Genomic DNA, 13,871 nt, shown 5'->3' on the forward strand with positions numbered 1-13,871 from the left:
GCGTCAGACCTTGCTTCCGACGGCCACCGTGTCGAGAGTGGGCAGCCGGTGACCGTCGGCAGGCGGCACCACGGTGATCCGCAAGTTGTTGTGCCGCAGTAGATACACGGCTGCGAAGAGACCCGTCGCCAGTGAGATGACGCCGCCGAACACGAGCGGTGCGCGTGGGTCGAGGACGTCGGCGAGCCAGCCGAGCACCGGGCTGCCCAGCGGGGTTCCGCCCAGGAAGCACAGCATGTAGATGCCCATCACGCGCCCGCGCATGTCGGACGGTACCGACATCTGCAGAATGTTCATCGCCGACGTCGTGAACGTCAGCGTCAACGCGCCGGTGGGCACCAACAGAATGGCCACCAGAACGTAATTGGGCATCAACCCCACGAGCAGTTCGAACAGCCCGAACGCGATGACGGCACCGATGAAGAGCCGCAATCGCGGGGCCGTGGCGCGCCGGGCCGCCAGGGTCGCTCCCGCCAACGTGCCGACCGCGAGGGTGGTCGAGAGCAATCCGTATGCGTCGGCTCCGCTGCCGAACGTGTTGCGCGCCAACACCGACAGACTCAGGGGAAAGTTGAGTCCGAACGTCGAGACCATGAACACCGTCGCCAGCAGCACGCGAAGGTCTCCCCGTCCCCAGACGTACCGGAAGCCTTCGCGCACCTGCCCTTTGGCTCGCGGGGCCGGTTCGACACGGAAGAGCTGGCCGACGTTCATCGCCACCAGGGCACCGAACACCGCGGCGAACGACACCGCGTTGATGAGAAACACCCAGCCGGTACCGACGAGGGTGATGAGAACTCCGGACACCGCAGGCCCGACGATCCGCGCCATGTTGAACGTCATCGAGTTCAACGCGATCGCGTTGGAGAGAGTTTCCTTGCCGACCATCTCGATGGTGAACGACTGCCGCACCGGCGCGTCGATGGCGGACGAGCAGCCGAGGATGAAGGCAATGACGTAGACGTGCCACAGCTCGACCATGTTGCCGACGTCGAGCACGCCGAGCACCAGACCACAGACTGCGGCGAACACCTGGGTGATCATGAGGAGCTTGCGCTTGTCGTACCGGTCTGCCAGTACCCCACCCCAGACCGAGAGAAACAGCGTCGGCCCGAATTGCAGGGCCATGACGATGCCGACGGCGAAGCCGTTGCCGCCGGACAGCGTCAGCACGAGCCAGTCCTGGGCAACCCGCTGCATCCACGTTCCCACCAGCGAGACGATCTGCCCCGACGCCCACAATCGGTAGTTGCGAGTCTTCAGAGCAGCGAACATCGACGAACCGGATGTAGAGGAAGCAGGGGCCACCATTCAGATAATAAACCTAGGTAACTACTCGGAGTCGCTCACCAGGGCACCGATGATGTTCACCGCGTCACGCAGGATGTCGAGTTGCTCGGCTGTGAGGCCCGCGAGCTGGGCGGTCATCCACGCCTCGCGCGCGCTCGCCTCGTCGGCGATCAGCTCCTGACCGGCAGGCGAGAGCGAGACGATCACCTGGCGTCCGTCGGTGGGGTGCGGAGTGCGCACCACGAGGCCGAGTTCGGCCAACGACGCGATCACTCGCGTCATCGACGGCGGCTGCACCCTCTCCCGCGCAGCCAACGCACCGGGCGTCATGTCGCCCTCCCGGCTCAGCGTGGCCAGAGCCGACAGCTGCGTCAGTGATACTTGCGAGTCCACTCGCCTACCTCGAAGGTGGCGAGTCAGCCTCACCACCGCAAGCGACAGATCGCTTGCCAATTCCCGGTTGTCTTTAACTACGTTTCCCGACGTCACAGCGCAGAGAATACGCCCTGGTACCGACCGCGCGTCATGTAACCGCCTCGGTGATGGGTCCCACCGCGAAATATGCAACAAACAGCAGTGCAACAATCCACAACAGGGGATGTACCGACTTGGCACGGCCGGATCCGACCGCGAGTACCACCCAGGTGATGAAACCGACGCCGATCCCGTTCGCGATCGAGTAGGTGAACGGCATCACCACGATGGTCAAGAAAGCGGGCAGCGCGTAATCGAAGCGTCGGAAGTCGATGTCGAGTACCTGCCCGATCATCAGCGCACCCACCACGACCAGCGCCGGAGCGGCCGCTTCGATCGGGACGACGGCCGTGAGCGGAGTGAAGAACATGGCCAGCAAGAACAGCAATCCGGTGACCACGTTGGCCAGCCCCGTGCGGGCACCCTCGGCGATTCCGGACGCAGATTCCACGAACACGGTGTTCGACGACGCCGACGCACCGCCACCGACGATCGCGCCGGCACCCTCGACCACCAGAGCCTTACCGATGTTCGGCAGTTTCCCGTCCTTGTCCAGATTCGCTTCCTTGCCCAAGCCGGTCATCGTGCCCATCGCGTCGAAGAAGTTGGCGAGCACGAGCGTGAACACCAGCAGGCTTGCCGCCAGCACGCCGATGCGTGTGAACGCTCCGAAGAGATCGACGTTGCCGACGAGCGACAGATCGGGAGATTGCACCAACTGGCTCGGCAACTGCGGCACCGACAGATTCCACCCCTTGGGGTCGACGCCGTTGGAGGGTCCCACATCGGTGACGGCCTCGACGATCGCCGCGAAGATCGTCGTGACGACGATGCCGATCAGCAGTCCGCCGCGGACCTTGCGCACCACCAGTACACCCATCAGCAGCAGCCCGAACACGAAGATGACCGTCGGCCACGACGCGATCGACCCGTCGATGCCGAGCCCGACGGGAACCGTCGTACCTGCGGCGTCGGGGATACGGCGCACGAAGCCGGAGTCGACCAGCCCGATGAACGCGATGAACGCGCCGATACCGGCGGCGATCGCTGCCTTCAGCTCCGCCGGGATCGCGTTGAAGACCGCTGTGCGGAACCCGGTGACAGCCAGCAACACGATGATGATGCCGTCGATGACCACCAGCCCCATCGCCTCGGGCCACGTCACCTGAGGTGCGATGGTCACGGCGAGCAGCGTGTTGATGCCCAGGCCTGCCGCGATACCGAAGGGGTAGTTCGCGATGATGCCGAAGGCGATGCTCATGAACCCGGCCACCAGCGCTGTCACAGCGGCAACCTGGGCCACCGGCAGAATGTTGCCGAGCACGTCGGTCTTGGCCGCTGCGTCGTCGGCGGAGAAGCTGCCGAGAATGAGCGGATTGAGGACGACGATATAGGCCATGGCCACGAAGGTGACCACGCCTCCCCGTACCTCGGACCCCACCGTCGAGCCGCGCTCGGTGATCTTGAAGTAGTTGTCGAGTAGCCGCGACGACAATTGCATGAGCGAACGATAAAGCACACTGCGAGACTTGGGGAAATATGGTGGCGTAGCGTGATTTTGTGGCCGACCTCCCCCAGATCCCGCGCAGCCTCACCGATCCGGTTCCGGTGTTGGCGATCGGCATACTCGGCTGGATCGTCGCGCTGGTCGTGTTCACCGCCACCGGAGACCGCACCGGCGATGCGCTCGCCACGTGCTGGTCCGGCATTGCGGTCGGTGCCGTAGGGTTCGGAATCTTCCTGATGCAGAGAGCCGCGTCACGTCGTGGGAGCAAAACCGCCCAGCGCGGCCTCGATTGAGACCAGCATCACGTTAGCCCGATCACCACACCGCCCCTGACGTGGGCAAACTAACCCCTCAGCCGGTTGAGTAACACAAAGTTAACGTGGACCATGGGTTATGTCAGTTAATCAACCTCTTTGATCCACGAAAGCCAGGCCATGAAGCTCGTCTCTCAGTACCGCAACCGTCGCAACCACGTCCGCTCGCTCCGCGCCCTCTACGCACGCGCCAACGCTGTCTCCAGCCCGGCCATGCGCGACGAGCTGCTCGTCATCGCCCAGCGCTCGGATTTCTCGCGCTGATCAGCCTGACGGCATAGATCCATCCCAGCCCCCACAGGGCACCGAACACCCAGCCGGCCAGTACGTCCGTGGTCCAATGCGCACCCAGATAGATCCGAGAGAACCCGATCAGCAGGGACGCGACCACCGGTAGCGCACGCAGTACCGGCCGATGCAGCCACGGATGCGGCGATCGCATCATCACCGCGATCGCCACCGTGGCAAGCAACATCGACATCATCGCGTGGCCCGACGGAAACGAATGGCTCGCAATATCCACCAGCCGCTCCGGCATCGGTGGGCGCTCCCTCGCGAACGCGAATTTGAGCGCATTCATCAGACCCCAGCCGGTGAGCATCGACCCCGCGACGACCACGGCATCCGATTTGCGTCCGACGCGAAGCACCGCAACGACGACCACCGCGGACAACAGAAACATCGACACCGTGTTGCCGAGTGTGGTGATGATCCAGAACATTGTGGTGAGCCAGTCGACTCGATGCCCGACCATCCAGTCCAGCACTGTCGCGTCAAAGCCCACGAGGTCGCTCCCAACTCGCCGCACAGTGGACGGTACCGTCTGCGGTAACCCACAACGGCACGGCGTGGTCACCACTGACGTCCCCGGTCGATCGGACCACCAGTTCCCGGTGCACCACCACCCCTCCTGATGGCAGCGGCAATCCCATTACTGCACAGGCTAATACAGCTCCAGGTTCGCGGTCCCAGGAGCTGACACGTCCGACTCCGAGCACTTCTCCGCTGATCGCCTCCGACGCAGGCCTGATGTCGAGAACGTCCGCCAGAGCGGCCGCGGTAGGGATGTCCGAGAGAACTGCAACCTCCGGCGGTACGACGCTTGCCAGCCACGGCGTGTCGATCACCAACGCGTCCGACGCGTCGATGACGGCTCCGCCGAGAGTGCGAACTCGATCCGGTGGATCGATGTCGGCGACGTCGATGCGCCCGTCGACAACTGCGGTCGCGATCAGCGTGTGAGTACGTGCGATCACCGCGGGACTCGGATGCCTCTGAGGATCCGACAGAGCCTGCAGCAGTACACGAGCTGTCTCGACGCTCTCGCACTTCGGCGCGGCGAGCACCGCCTCCAACTCGTCGGCGCGCGGGTGATCCAGCGGATCGAGCAGGCCTGCGAAAGTCTCGTCGGACGGCGCACGGAACGCACTCAGGGGCACCCTCTGCATTCGCGCATGACGCCTGAGCCACCACGCGGTGTAGCCGTCCCGATCGGTCAGAGCCGCACGGGTACTCGGATCGTCGAGCAGAACGGTCAACGCCTCGGACCATGCGTCCGAACGAACGAGATCGAGATCTCGGACTGCGAGCAGCGTGTCCGGTTCCGCGGACAGGCCGGACCACCACGCCGACTCGTCGTCGAGGTCGTGATCGGGCCCCGTCGGCAGCTCGTCGCGTACCACCGAGAAACCCCACCCGACGCCCACCGCGCGCAGCGCCCGTTCACCGAACCTCGTCACCACCGCAGGCGCGAGTACGCCGAACGGTGAATCCTGCACCAGCAGCTTCGCCAACGGCGCTCCGGGAAGCAACAATTCGTCGGCACTGCGCAGCTCGCCGTGCTCGTCTTCGAGTGGCAGGCCGCCGATCCAGCCGGGCAATTCACCCGCCTCTGCGGCCAGGGCGAGAACGGCATTCACCAGAGTCTCGACGTCGTCGTGGCTGTCCCAGTCGAGATCGTCGAGTGCCGCCTCGAGGGCCGGGTCCGTCAGCAATTCGAATGCAGTTGCCGCGCGGGCACCGAGCCGCGTCAGCAGCGGACTCACTGCACCCGGATGCACCAGACGCACCCACGTCACCGCTGCCGAGGCGTCGGAGCCGATCACCGTTGTTCGCGCACCGGTCACCGTGCGGCCATCTGCCAGCGGAACAGGCAGGGCAGCAAGCTCTTCCGCAGCAACACCGTCGACGACGAGGGGCGTCAACGCGTCGTACAACTGCTGCCACCACTGCGGCTCGCGATCCAGACCACCGAGCATCTCCGCCAGCCCGGCCAATCCGATCCGGTGCACCCCCACTGCCGAGAGCGCCGACGCGTGGCGCGCTCCCGACAGCGTCGCGTCGACCAGATCGGGTACGACGTCGATCAGCACCGAGGCGAGTTCCTCGGGGGCGTCTGCGACGACATTCGACCGCTCGGGTACGAGGTCGCGTCCGTGCGCACCGGGAAGCCATGGCGCACTGGATAATCGGCGGAAGATCAGCTCTCGCAACTGCCCATCGACCTCGCTTCGAGCGAATCCGACCTCGGGCACGAACGTCACCCGCGACGGCGCAGGCAGTGACGCTACGAATTCTGCGTACCCGCGTGCCACCGCATCGAACGAGGCACCCGGCAGCACGCGCCGCCGGTCCGGCTGCATCGGCACATCGGCAATCACCAACGCGGGCAACGACATCAGCTCGTCCGATCGGGTGGGAGCCCGCAACACGTCGGGTGACGCAGGAACCGGTAGACCGTCGACCACCGGAGCCAGCCAGCGCGCGGCAGGGGTGGTGAACTGTCGCCATGTTCGTGATCCGATCGCGATGTCGGCACTCTGGGCATCGAGTGTCGTTCTGACACAGTCGATCACAACGCCCTCGATCTCGATCGAGTCCAGCGCTTCGAGTTCGAGAAGCAAATCCACGGCCTCGTCCGAACATCCGGACGCAAAGGAGTCCGCGTCCGCATCCGTTCGCGGCGTCAACACGATCTCCGTGTCGAACCCCGCAGCGAGCGGTTCCGCCACCGGCCACGCCAACCTCAATACCGGCACGCCCGCCTCGGGCACGGCCATCCCGCGCTCGCGCAGCGCAGCCGAGGTGCGCCGCGCACTGAACAGCACCCCGCCGCCCAGCGATCGCACCTCGATCTCGTCGGACACCGATCGCACCGCGGTGAAACCGACTCCGAACTGCCCGACGCCTCCATCTGCAGCGGACTTGGCCGACGCTCTCAGGGCCGTCAGTGCATGTACACCGGAAACATCGAGCGCAGCACCGGTATTGGCGATGTGAATGGAACCGGCGTCATCGGTCCAGACAGCCAACCGTCCCGAAACACCCGCCCGCGACGCCGCGTCCGCGGCGTTCTGCGCAAGCTCGGTCAACAGCCGATCGCGGTAGCCTCCGCGCACCAGATCCGACTCGGACGCCGAATCCTCACGAAGTCGCGTGGGCGACGAACCCCAGGCCGCGAGAATCGACTCGCGCAGCGACCCGGTATCGAACGGGTCGATCAGCTCGGTGATACCGAATCCTCTTCGTGCTCAGTCTCATCGGCCACCTCGGGTTCCACAGACTCGGTAGATACCGGAGCCGTTTCACCGGCCGGTACGTCTGCTTCCTGAACTGCCTCCACCTGCACGGCCTCGGCCGCGGCCGACGTTTCTGTTCCCTCGGTCGATCCGTCGGACCCGTCCACACTGTCGGTGGTCTCGCCCGTGGAAGCGGTCTCGTCCGACGCACTCGCCTCGACCGGAGTACTTGTCTCGGCCGGAGGCGTCGGCGCTACGGTGACGTCGAGAGCCGCGTCGTCGTACGGCTCGAATTGCGGTGATCCTGCTCCGGTGGGCAGTTCGGTATCGGAATGCGCACCGCAGCCGTACTCCGCATGCACCACGCGCCCGTCGGCGGCGAATTCGTTGCCGCACACACCGAATGCGGCAGACAACGATCCGGCGATGGGCAGGTAGAAGCCGCAGAGCCCACACGTCGACGGCGCAGCCTTGGCCATCTCGGCATCGGGACCGAAATCGCCGTCGTGCCAGCGTTGGGCGGCGTCGAGACGTCCTTCGAGGCTGGTGACCTTCGTTCTACCGAGACCGATCTCGCCGGCAACGTCGTCGATGGCGGGATCACCGGAGCTGACGTAACCCGGCACGAGTCGTGGGTCGTCCTGCCGCGGAGACAGCAGATCGCCAGGTCCCAGATCGCCGGGACGGATACGTTCGTCCCACGGCACCCAGGACGGTGCCACCAGAGCGTCGGGGCCCGGCAGCAGAACCAACTCGCTGACCGTGGCGCGGTCGGCGTCCTCCGGGGCCGCGACCACAACGGCCCACTGCCACCCTCGGTAGCCCTCGAGATCGCTGGCGAACCGGTGAGTGGCCGCGCTGGCGTCCTCGACGGTGACCCCGAGATACTCGCCGACACCTCCCTCTCCCAGGTCGAGCAGAGCCTGCCGCGCGAGGTCCACGGCATCGGCCAAGACGGGGCGGATGGAATCGAGCTCTGGAGAAGATACGAAACTCACACATTCAGTTTGCCGCATCGACTCGGTGACGCCCAGTTCGGGCTGCCATCATGGATGCAATGACCGTCCGCGCTCGTACCTTCGCCGCCGTCCTGATCTCTGCACTCGCGGTCACCGCCTGCTCGTCGACATCGGGATCGACGACCGCAGCTCCGACGACCTCGGACTCGGTGCCGACCCTGACTGCAGACGTCGTGCGCGAATACGACCGCGGCGACGACGCGTTCACTCAAGGATTCGAGATCGACGGTGACGTGCTCTACGAGGGCACCGGGCTGGAAGGCTCGTCGTTCGTCAGGCGCACCTCACTCGAGAACATGACCGAGCTGGAGCGGGTCGATCTGCCGTCCGACCTGTTCGGCGAAGGGATCACCGTCGACGGGGACACCCTGTGGCAGATCACCTGGCAAGACGGAGTCGCCATCGCCCGCGACCGGGACACCCTGACCGAGCAGCGTCGAGTGAACTACGACGGCGAAGGCTGGGGACTCTGCACCGAAGGTCGAGGAACACCGGACGACCGCCTCGTCATGAGCGACGGCACATCCACCCTGACCTTCCGCGACCCCACCTCTTTCGACGCCGTCGACACGGTGGACGTCACACTCGACGGCAATCCGGTGGAACGGCTCAACGAGCTCGAATGTGCCGAGGACGGCTCGATCTACGCCAATGTGTGGCAGACATTCGACATCATGCGCATCGACCCCGAGACCGGGAAAGTGACGGCCGTCATCGACGGCACACCGCTGTGGAATTCGATGTCCGACTCCGATCGAGGCGGAGCCGACGTCTTCAACGGCATCGCACAGATTCCGGGTACCGACCGATTCCTCGTGACCGGAAAATTCTGGCCCAAGATCTTCGAGGTGCGATTCACCGATACCGCGCCCGTAGGACAGAATTGACCCCGTGACCGATCCCCGTCTCCCCCACACCCCACCGGGTGCGGACGACCCCGAACAGAACGGCGTGTCCGGTCACTCCGCAGGCTCCGCTCCTGATCACTCGGTTCATCCGGGTCTGGCCAACTACCCGCCCGCACCTGCTCACTCCGCCCATGTTCCGAGTCGCCGCGAACCGTTGCCGCCGCTGCATCCGCCGCGAACCGAGAAGATCACCGCTCCGCGTGGCCGGACCGGCGCTCGCAAGCCTCCACCCATGCCGAAGAAGCTGACCGTCACTCGCGTCGCCGCCATGCGCGGCCGCGAGCTCACCGGCAAGGGCATCGCATCGTTCCAGCGAGCTGCGAAAGCAGACGGTGCGGACAAGTCCGGGCTCACGGCGCTGACCTACGCGACCATGGCCAATTTCGCGTCGGACGCGGCGTTGGCGATCGCCTTGGCCAACACACTCTTCTTCTCTGCGGCCACCGGTGAGGACAAGACCAAGGTCGCGCTGTATCTCGTCATCACCATCGCGCCGTTCGCGCTGATCGCACCGTTGATCGGACCGCTACTGGACCGCCTTCAACACGGTCGACGCATCGCGCTGGCCACATCGTTCGGGTTGCGCACCGTGCTGGCGGTAGTGCTGGTGTTCAACTTCGACAGTTGGGTGCTGTACCCCGCTGCCCTGGGGATGCTCGTACTCAGCAAGTCCTTTGCAGTCCTCAAGAGTGCGGTCACACCGAGGGTGCTACCGCCGGAGATCGACCTCGTCCGCGTCAATTCTCGGCTCACCGTCTTCGGCCTGCTCGGTGGCACCATCGCGGCAGGGGCCGTCGCCGGCGGCATCGCCTTCTTCGCAGGCTCACCCGGCGCGCTGTGGTTCGTCGCCGCGATCACCGTGCTCGGCGGCTACCTCAGCATGCAGATCCCGTCCTGGGTGGAGATCACCGAGGGTGAAGTGCCGGCCACCCTGAGCTACCACGCCGACCAGCACAACGGCAGCGACTTCGCCGGGAGCAGTGCCCCGACAGAAAATCTGCGCCGCACGCCGCCGAGCAAAGCGAAGAACCGTAGACAGCCCCTGGGACGGGCCGTCATCGTGGGACTGTGGGGAAACGGCACCATCCGCATCCTCACCGGCTTCCTGACGCTCTACATCGCGTTCGTTGCCAAATCCCGCACCGAACACGAGCCGCTGCAGCAGGCCGCGATGCTCGGACTCGTCGGAGCCGCCGCCGGTCTCGGCAACTTCGCGGGTAACGCGCTCGGTGCCAGGATCAAGCTCGGCCGGCCGTCGTTGGTGGTCCTACGGTGCACCATCGCGGTGACGGTAGTGGCAGTCGTCGCTGCGATCACCGACAGCCTGCTCACCGCAGCCGTGGCAGCGCTGGTGGCGTCGAGTGCCAGCGCGCTGGCCAAGGTCTCCCTCGACGCGTCGCTGCAGGCCGATCTGCCGCCGGAATCGATCGCGTCGGGATTCGGCCGATCGGAAACCGTCATGCAGTTGTGCTGGGTTCTGGGCGGCACGCTCGGGGTGCTGCTCCCCACCGAATACTGGCTCGGTTTCACCGTCGTGTCGGTGTTGCTTACGATCGGCCTCGTGCAGACCTTCCTCACCTACCGCGGCAGATCGCTCCTACCCGGCTTCGGCGGCAACCGCCCCGATCACGTCGAACAAGAAATGTCCGACGGCTCCTTCGGCGAAAACGTGACCAAGTGAATCTCGCTCCCCGCACCAAGAAGATCGCGGCGATCATCGTCGCCGGTCTCGTCGTCATCGCCGTCGCATTCGTTGCGGTGCTCGCCCTGCTGATCGGGCGAGCACCGGAGAAGGAACCGACCGTCACCGCGTACGCCAACGGTCGCGCCGTCGTGGTGGAGCCGTATCTGTACTGCGCTGTCAGCGACCCACTGTGCACCAACGTCGGTGAGACCACCGAGGTCCAGGTCGGCAACGCCAGGACGGTGCAGCTCTCGCTGCCCGCCCCCATCTACTCGGCCCCGTGGGTGCTCGCCGTGGTCTACGGCGACGACAGTGGCGACGTGGTGGAGAACACCGAGTTCAACGAGCCGGACACCAAGCTCAGCGTCACGGTTCCCACGAAGGACGACAGCAACCGGACGCTGCTCGGCATCGAGGTGCGCTTGCCCACCGGCATCATCGACACCGATACCAATCAGGAAGGGTTCGTCAGCCACGCCATCTGGTCGATCGGCACCCGCCCGTAGTTTCGGTGGATGTCAGCTGTCGAGCTCACGGGCGACGGCCCGAACGACCTCGGAGATTCGCTGCGCGATCTTGCGATCCGGGTACTTCCCCTTACGAAGTTCGGGCTGCACCGTCGCCTCGAGCAGTGTGATCATGTCCTCGACCATCCCGTGCAGCTCGTCGGGTGTGTGCTTGCGCTCGACGGGCTCACGGCGCGTGCTGCCGGTGTTCTGCCGCACCGACGGTGCAGGCTCGAGCACCTTCAAGCTCAGCGCCTGTGGTCCGCGACGGCCCGCGGCCATTCCGAACTCGACGCGCTGACCGGCTTTGAGGCCCTCGACGCCCTCCGGCAACGCCGACGAACGCACGTAGACGTCCTCGCCTTCCTCCTGAGAGAGGAATCCGAATCCCTTGTCGACGTCGTACCACTTCACCTTGCCGGTCGGCACTGAGCTCACCCGTTCATCTGTTGCTGTCGGTCGTTTCGTTGTCCGCCGGCCCGATGTTCGGACCTGCGGTCTGCACAAATTTCGCGCCCCACGAAAACGTAGGACGCGAATACACCAGTCTAGCGCGGTGAGTACCGATGAAGCATTCGAGTTCTTCGCACCCCGCACTTCGCACTACCGTGGTGCACGTGGACACGACACATGGACAAAGCAGGACCCGTAAGAGCAGCACCGTTCTGCTGCGCATCGCGCTCGCACTGTTCGCGATAGGCCTCGTCGCCATCGTCGCGATCCTGCTGTTTCCGATCTTCTCCGACTCCAAGCCCCCGCTGAGCCTGTATCTGACGGCCATGTTCTCGGCACCGGCCGGGTTCGTACTGGCTTTGGTGTACGCGCTGGCGTCCGGACGGCGGGCTCGGTAGATCATGCGATTGATCCTGAACATCATCTGGCTGGTCTTCGGTGGGCTGTGGCTGGCCATCGGTTACTTCTTCGCAGGCCTTCTGCTGTGCATCCTGATCGTGACCATCCCGTTCGGCATCGCGTCGTTCCGTATCGGTGTGTACGCACTGTGGCCGTTCGGGTCGACGATCGTCGACAAGCCAGGGTCCGGGTCCGGTGCGCTCGTCGGGAACGTGCTCTGGTTGATCCTCGCCGGCTGGTGGTTGGCGCTCACTCATGTGGTCACCGCTGTCGCAATGGCGATCACCATCATCGGCATTCCACTCGCGATCGCGAACCTGAAGTTGATCCCCGTATCTCTGATGCCCCTCGGCAAAGACATCGTTGCCGTTCGGTGACTTTCCGGACGACTCTCGCTACCTGTGACTTCCATCACATAACGCTGAGGTAACAGGCCGGCAACGGACCGGGGTTCACTGCCCGCAACGCCCACTAGCTGGGCGGACGCGAGAGGCCCGAAAGAGGTACGAAATGTGCTCGGGACGACGCCGCGAAATCGACAGTTACCAAATAGTGACGTAAGCCGGGAATTTCAGTACGGTCAGCAGCGGCCGGAAAGTTCGGCCGAACTCCGGTCCGCAGCGCCAAACCTCGTCCCGCGGATACCGGAACACCCTCGACGATCACCCAGGGGACGAGGACGGGGGACCCACGTCCTCCACGGACAACCGGGAAGTTGTCGCAACTCACGAAGTTGCACCGACTTCCCTTGGGGTGAAGCCCAATTGCCCATTCGAGACGAATGAGTGAAAAGGCCGGGCTACCTCTCAGCCCGAACCCGACAGCTGACCTCGCAGGCGCGTGTGGAGAGGATTTCAACTCGTATGAGCGGACGTCATCGCAAGCCGAGCACCACTGGCAAGACCGTCGCGAAGGTTGCTGTCACCGGAGCCATCATGGGCACCGCGGGCATCGCCTTCACCGGCACCGCGAACGCGGCACCGGATTCCGACTGGGATCGCCTTGCACAGTGTGAAGCCGGCGGCAACTGGGGCATCAACACCGGCAACGGCTTCCAGGGCGGGTTGCAGTTCTCCCCCAGCACCTGGAACGCACACGGCGGCCAGCAGTACGCAGCCACGGCCAACCAGGCCAGCCGCGAAGAGCAGATCGCAGTCGCCGAGAAGGTCCTCGACTCGCAGGGCTGGGGCGCATGGCCGTCCTGCTCCTCGAGCCTCGGCCTGAGCAGCGCGCCGACCGAGCGCAGCGTTCCGGTCACCCCCAAGGCACCGGAAGTTCCCGCACTTCCCGACCTGTCGTCCATCCCGGCAGTCGACAGCTCGGCCGAGGTCGTCAACGGCATCGTCACCGCCGTCCAGAACCTCACCAACGATCCGGCGATCGCCTCGTTCGTCCAGAACGCAGCGCAGGGCATTCAGCTCGATCCGCAGGTCGTGAACTTCTACCAGGCCAACAAGGCATTCCTGCCCCAGTAAGCGCCCGCGACGGTTCGCATCTCGTACGAAAAAAGCCCCCGACATCGTCGGGGGCTTTTTCGGTACTGCGTGGCCTTTGCTAGCGGTTGACCACGGTCACCGGATGCGCGTACGGCAGGTCTTCGACGGGCAGCGGGAACTCCGTGTCCTCGCCGAAGGGCGACAAGCCACCCGATCGAGCGGACGAGAGTTCGGTCACCGCGTGGTCACCGCGAGCGGTGTCCGGCCAGCCTGGATCGACATAGGGCTTCTTCGACTTGTTCACCATGCGCCTATTTTGACACCTGCACTGCGGCGAGCACCAGCCCAGGTCTCTAATCTGAT

General features: G+C 64.9%; 16 protein-coding genes and 1 riboswitch. Of the genes, 8 read left to right on the forward strand and 8 right to left on the reverse strand.

The annotated features are described in order from the left end of the window. Nucleotides 1-3 precede the first annotated feature (3 nt). Genes CH286_RS03850 through CH286_RS03860 form a run of 3 tightly spaced genes read right to left on the reverse strand, consistent with a single transcriptional unit; the run spans nucleotide 4 to nucleotide 3,265 of the window. The gene (locus tag CH286_RS03850) at nucleotides 4-1,275 is read right to left on the reverse strand and encodes an MFS transporter (RefSeq protein ID WP_032377417.1); all 1,272 of its coding nucleotides are present in this window, start codon (nucleotides 1,273-1,275) and stop codon (nucleotides 4-6) included. Between the two features lie 57 nt (nucleotides 1,276-1,332). Then, nucleotides 1,333-1,779 (reverse strand): MarR family winged helix-turn-helix transcriptional regulator, encoded by a 447-nt coding sequence (locus tag CH286_RS03855; RefSeq protein WP_032377418.1) that lies wholly within the window; start codon nucleotides 1,777-1,779, stop codon nucleotides 1,333-1,335. A gap of 34 nt (nucleotides 1,780-1,813) precedes the next feature. Then, nucleotides 1,814-3,265: an NCS2 family permease gene (locus CH286_RS03860; RefSeq protein WP_094608410.1), complete on the reverse strand. Its 1,452-nt coding sequence runs from the start codon at nucleotides 3,263-3,265 to the stop codon at nucleotides 1,814-1,816. A 59-nt stretch (nucleotides 3,266-3,324) separates the two neighbouring features. Here CH286_RS03860 and CH286_RS03865 point away from each other — a divergent pair, with 59 nt between their 5' ends. Both CH286_RS03865 and CH286_RS27750 read left to right on the forward strand, forming a co-directional pair. Further along, nucleotides 3,325-3,564: a DUF2530 domain-containing protein gene (locus CH286_RS03865; protein WP_032377420.1), complete on the forward strand. Its 240-nt coding sequence runs from the start codon at nucleotides 3,325-3,327 to the stop codon at nucleotides 3,562-3,564. A gap of 141 nt (nucleotides 3,565-3,705) precedes the next feature. After that, complete coding sequence (locus CH286_RS27750; protein ID WP_155289340.1) at nucleotides 3,706-3,849, forward strand: hypothetical protein; 144 nt, start codon at nucleotides 3,706-3,708, stop codon at nucleotides 3,847-3,849. Here the strand turns inward: CH286_RS27750 and CH286_RS03870 are convergent. Genes CH286_RS03870 through CH286_RS03880 form a run of 3 tightly spaced genes read right to left on the reverse strand, consistent with a single transcriptional unit; the run spans nucleotide 3,818 to nucleotide 8,119 of the window. Then, nucleotides 3,818-4,369, reverse strand: a complete 552-nt coding sequence (locus CH286_RS03870; protein ID WP_170944571.1) for a phosphatase PAP2 family protein — start codon at nucleotides 4,367-4,369, stop codon at nucleotides 3,818-3,820. The genes CH286_RS27750 and CH286_RS03870 overlap by 32 nt on opposite strands. Then, nucleotides 4,359-7,088 (reverse strand): sacsin N-terminal ATP-binding-like domain-containing protein, encoded by a 2,730-nt coding sequence (locus CH286_RS03875; RefSeq protein WP_094608411.1) that lies wholly within the window; start codon nucleotides 7,086-7,088, stop codon nucleotides 4,359-4,361. The genes CH286_RS03870 and CH286_RS03875 overlap by 11 nt, the downstream gene beginning before the upstream one ends. Next, nucleotides 7,085-8,119 (reverse strand): DUF3027 domain-containing protein, encoded by a 1,035-nt coding sequence (locus CH286_RS03880; protein ID WP_094608412.1) that lies wholly within the window; start codon nucleotides 8,117-8,119, stop codon nucleotides 7,085-7,087. The genes CH286_RS03875 and CH286_RS03880 overlap by 4 nt, the downstream gene beginning before the upstream one ends. A 41-nt stretch (nucleotides 8,120-8,160) precedes the next feature. On the opposite strand from CH286_RS03880, the gene CH286_RS03885 reads away from it, so the two are divergent. Genes CH286_RS03885 through CH286_RS03895 form a run of 3 tightly spaced genes read left to right on the forward strand, consistent with a single transcriptional unit; the run spans nucleotide 8,161 to nucleotide 11,220 of the window. Then, on the forward strand, nucleotides 8,161-9,009 hold the full coding sequence (locus CH286_RS03885) for a glutaminyl-peptide cyclotransferase (protein WP_441347103.1): 849 nt from the start codon (nucleotides 8,161-8,163) through the stop codon (nucleotides 9,007-9,009). Nucleotides 9,010-9,013: 4 nt separating this feature from the next. Next, the gene (locus tag CH286_RS03890) at nucleotides 9,014-10,711 is read left to right on the forward strand and encodes an MFS transporter (RefSeq protein ID WP_176458128.1); all 1,698 of its coding nucleotides are present in this window, start codon (nucleotides 9,014-9,016) and stop codon (nucleotides 10,709-10,711) included. After that, entirely contained in the window at nucleotides 10,708-11,220 is a 513-nt protein-coding gene (locus CH286_RS03895) for a DUF2771 family protein (protein WP_032404410.1), read from the forward strand. The genes CH286_RS03890 and CH286_RS03895 overlap by 4 nt, the downstream gene beginning before the upstream one ends. A gap of 12 nt (nucleotides 11,221-11,232) precedes the next feature. On the opposite strand, the gene CH286_RS03900 is transcribed toward CH286_RS03895, so the two are convergent. Beyond that, nucleotides 11,233-11,649 carry a cold-shock protein gene (locus CH286_RS03900; protein WP_008719325.1) on the reverse strand — a complete coding sequence of 139 codons (417 nt, stop codon included), beginning with the start codon at nucleotides 11,647-11,649 and terminating at the stop codon, nucleotides 11,233-11,235. A 188-nt stretch (nucleotides 11,650-11,837) separates the two neighbouring features. Here CH286_RS03900 and CH286_RS03905 point away from each other — a divergent pair, with 188 nt between their 5' ends. From CH286_RS03905 to CH286_RS03915, 3 genes are all read left to right on the forward strand, one after another. Continuing rightward, nucleotides 11,838-12,071: a hypothetical protein gene (locus CH286_RS03905; RefSeq protein ID WP_032404930.1), complete on the forward strand. Its 234-nt coding sequence runs from the start codon at nucleotides 11,838-11,840 to the stop codon at nucleotides 12,069-12,071. A gap of 3 nt (nucleotides 12,072-12,074) precedes the next feature. After that, the gene (locus tag CH286_RS03910) at nucleotides 12,075-12,449 is read left to right on the forward strand and encodes a YccF domain-containing protein (RefSeq protein ID WP_032377424.1); all 375 of its coding nucleotides are present in this window, start codon (nucleotides 12,075-12,077) and stop codon (nucleotides 12,447-12,449) included. 276 nt (nucleotides 12,450-12,725) lie between these two features. Continuing rightward, nucleotides 12,726-12,927: riboswitch (cyclic di-AMP (ydaO/yuaA leader) on the forward strand. A gap of 8 nt (nucleotides 12,928-12,935) precedes the next feature. Beyond that, nucleotides 12,936-13,547, forward strand: a complete 612-nt coding sequence (locus CH286_RS03915; RefSeq protein WP_032377425.1) for a transglycosylase family protein — start codon at nucleotides 12,936-12,938, stop codon at nucleotides 13,545-13,547. A gap of 79 nt (nucleotides 13,548-13,626) precedes the next feature. Here CH286_RS03915 and CH286_RS03920 read toward each other — a convergent pair whose 3' ends face one another. After that, nucleotides 13,627-13,815 carry a hypothetical protein gene (locus CH286_RS03920; RefSeq protein WP_032395857.1) on the reverse strand — a complete coding sequence of 63 codons (189 nt, stop codon included), beginning with the start codon at nucleotides 13,813-13,815 and terminating at the stop codon, nucleotides 13,627-13,629. Nucleotides 13,816-13,871: the final 56 nt, after the last annotated feature.

Source organism: Rhodococcus sp. WWJCD1, from assembly GCF_002258735.1.
GTDB lineage: Bacteria > Actinomycetota > Actinomycetes > Mycobacteriales > Mycobacteriaceae > Rhodococcoides.

What these genes read in the sequence shown, in the direction of transcription:
- CH286_RS03850 (WP_032377417.1), bottom strand. Translation starts at nt 1,275, where the DNA reads ATGTTCGCTGCTCTGAAGACTCGCAACTACCGATTGTGGGCGTCGGGG.
- CH286_RS03885 (WP_441347103.1), top strand. Translation starts at nt 8,161, where the DNA reads ATGACCGTCCGCGCTCGTACCTTCGCCGCCGTCCTGATCTCTGCACTC.
- CH286_RS03920 (WP_032395857.1), bottom strand. Translation starts at nt 13,815, where the DNA reads ATGGTGAACAAGTCGAAGAAGCCCTATGTCGATCCAGGCTGGCCGGAC.
- CH286_RS27750 (WP_155289340.1), top strand. Translation starts at nt 3,706, where the DNA reads ATGAAGCTCGTCTCTCAGTACCGCAACCGTCGCAACCACGTCCGCTCG.
- CH286_RS03915 (WP_032377425.1), top strand. Translation starts at nt 12,936, where the DNA reads ATGAGCGGACGTCATCGCAAGCCGAGCACCACTGGCAAGACCGTCGCG.
- CH286_RS03880 (WP_094608412.1), bottom strand. Translation starts at nt 8,119, where the DNA reads ATGCGGCAAACTGAATGTGTGAGTTTCGTATCTTCTCCAGAGCTCGAT.
- CH286_RS03860 (WP_094608410.1), bottom strand. Translation starts at nt 3,265, where the DNA reads ATGCAATTGTCGTCGCGGCTACTCGACAACTACTTCAAGATCACCGAG.
- CH286_RS03910 (WP_032377424.1), top strand. Translation starts at nt 12,075, where the DNA reads ATGCGATTGATCCTGAACATCATCTGGCTGGTCTTCGGTGGGCTGTGG.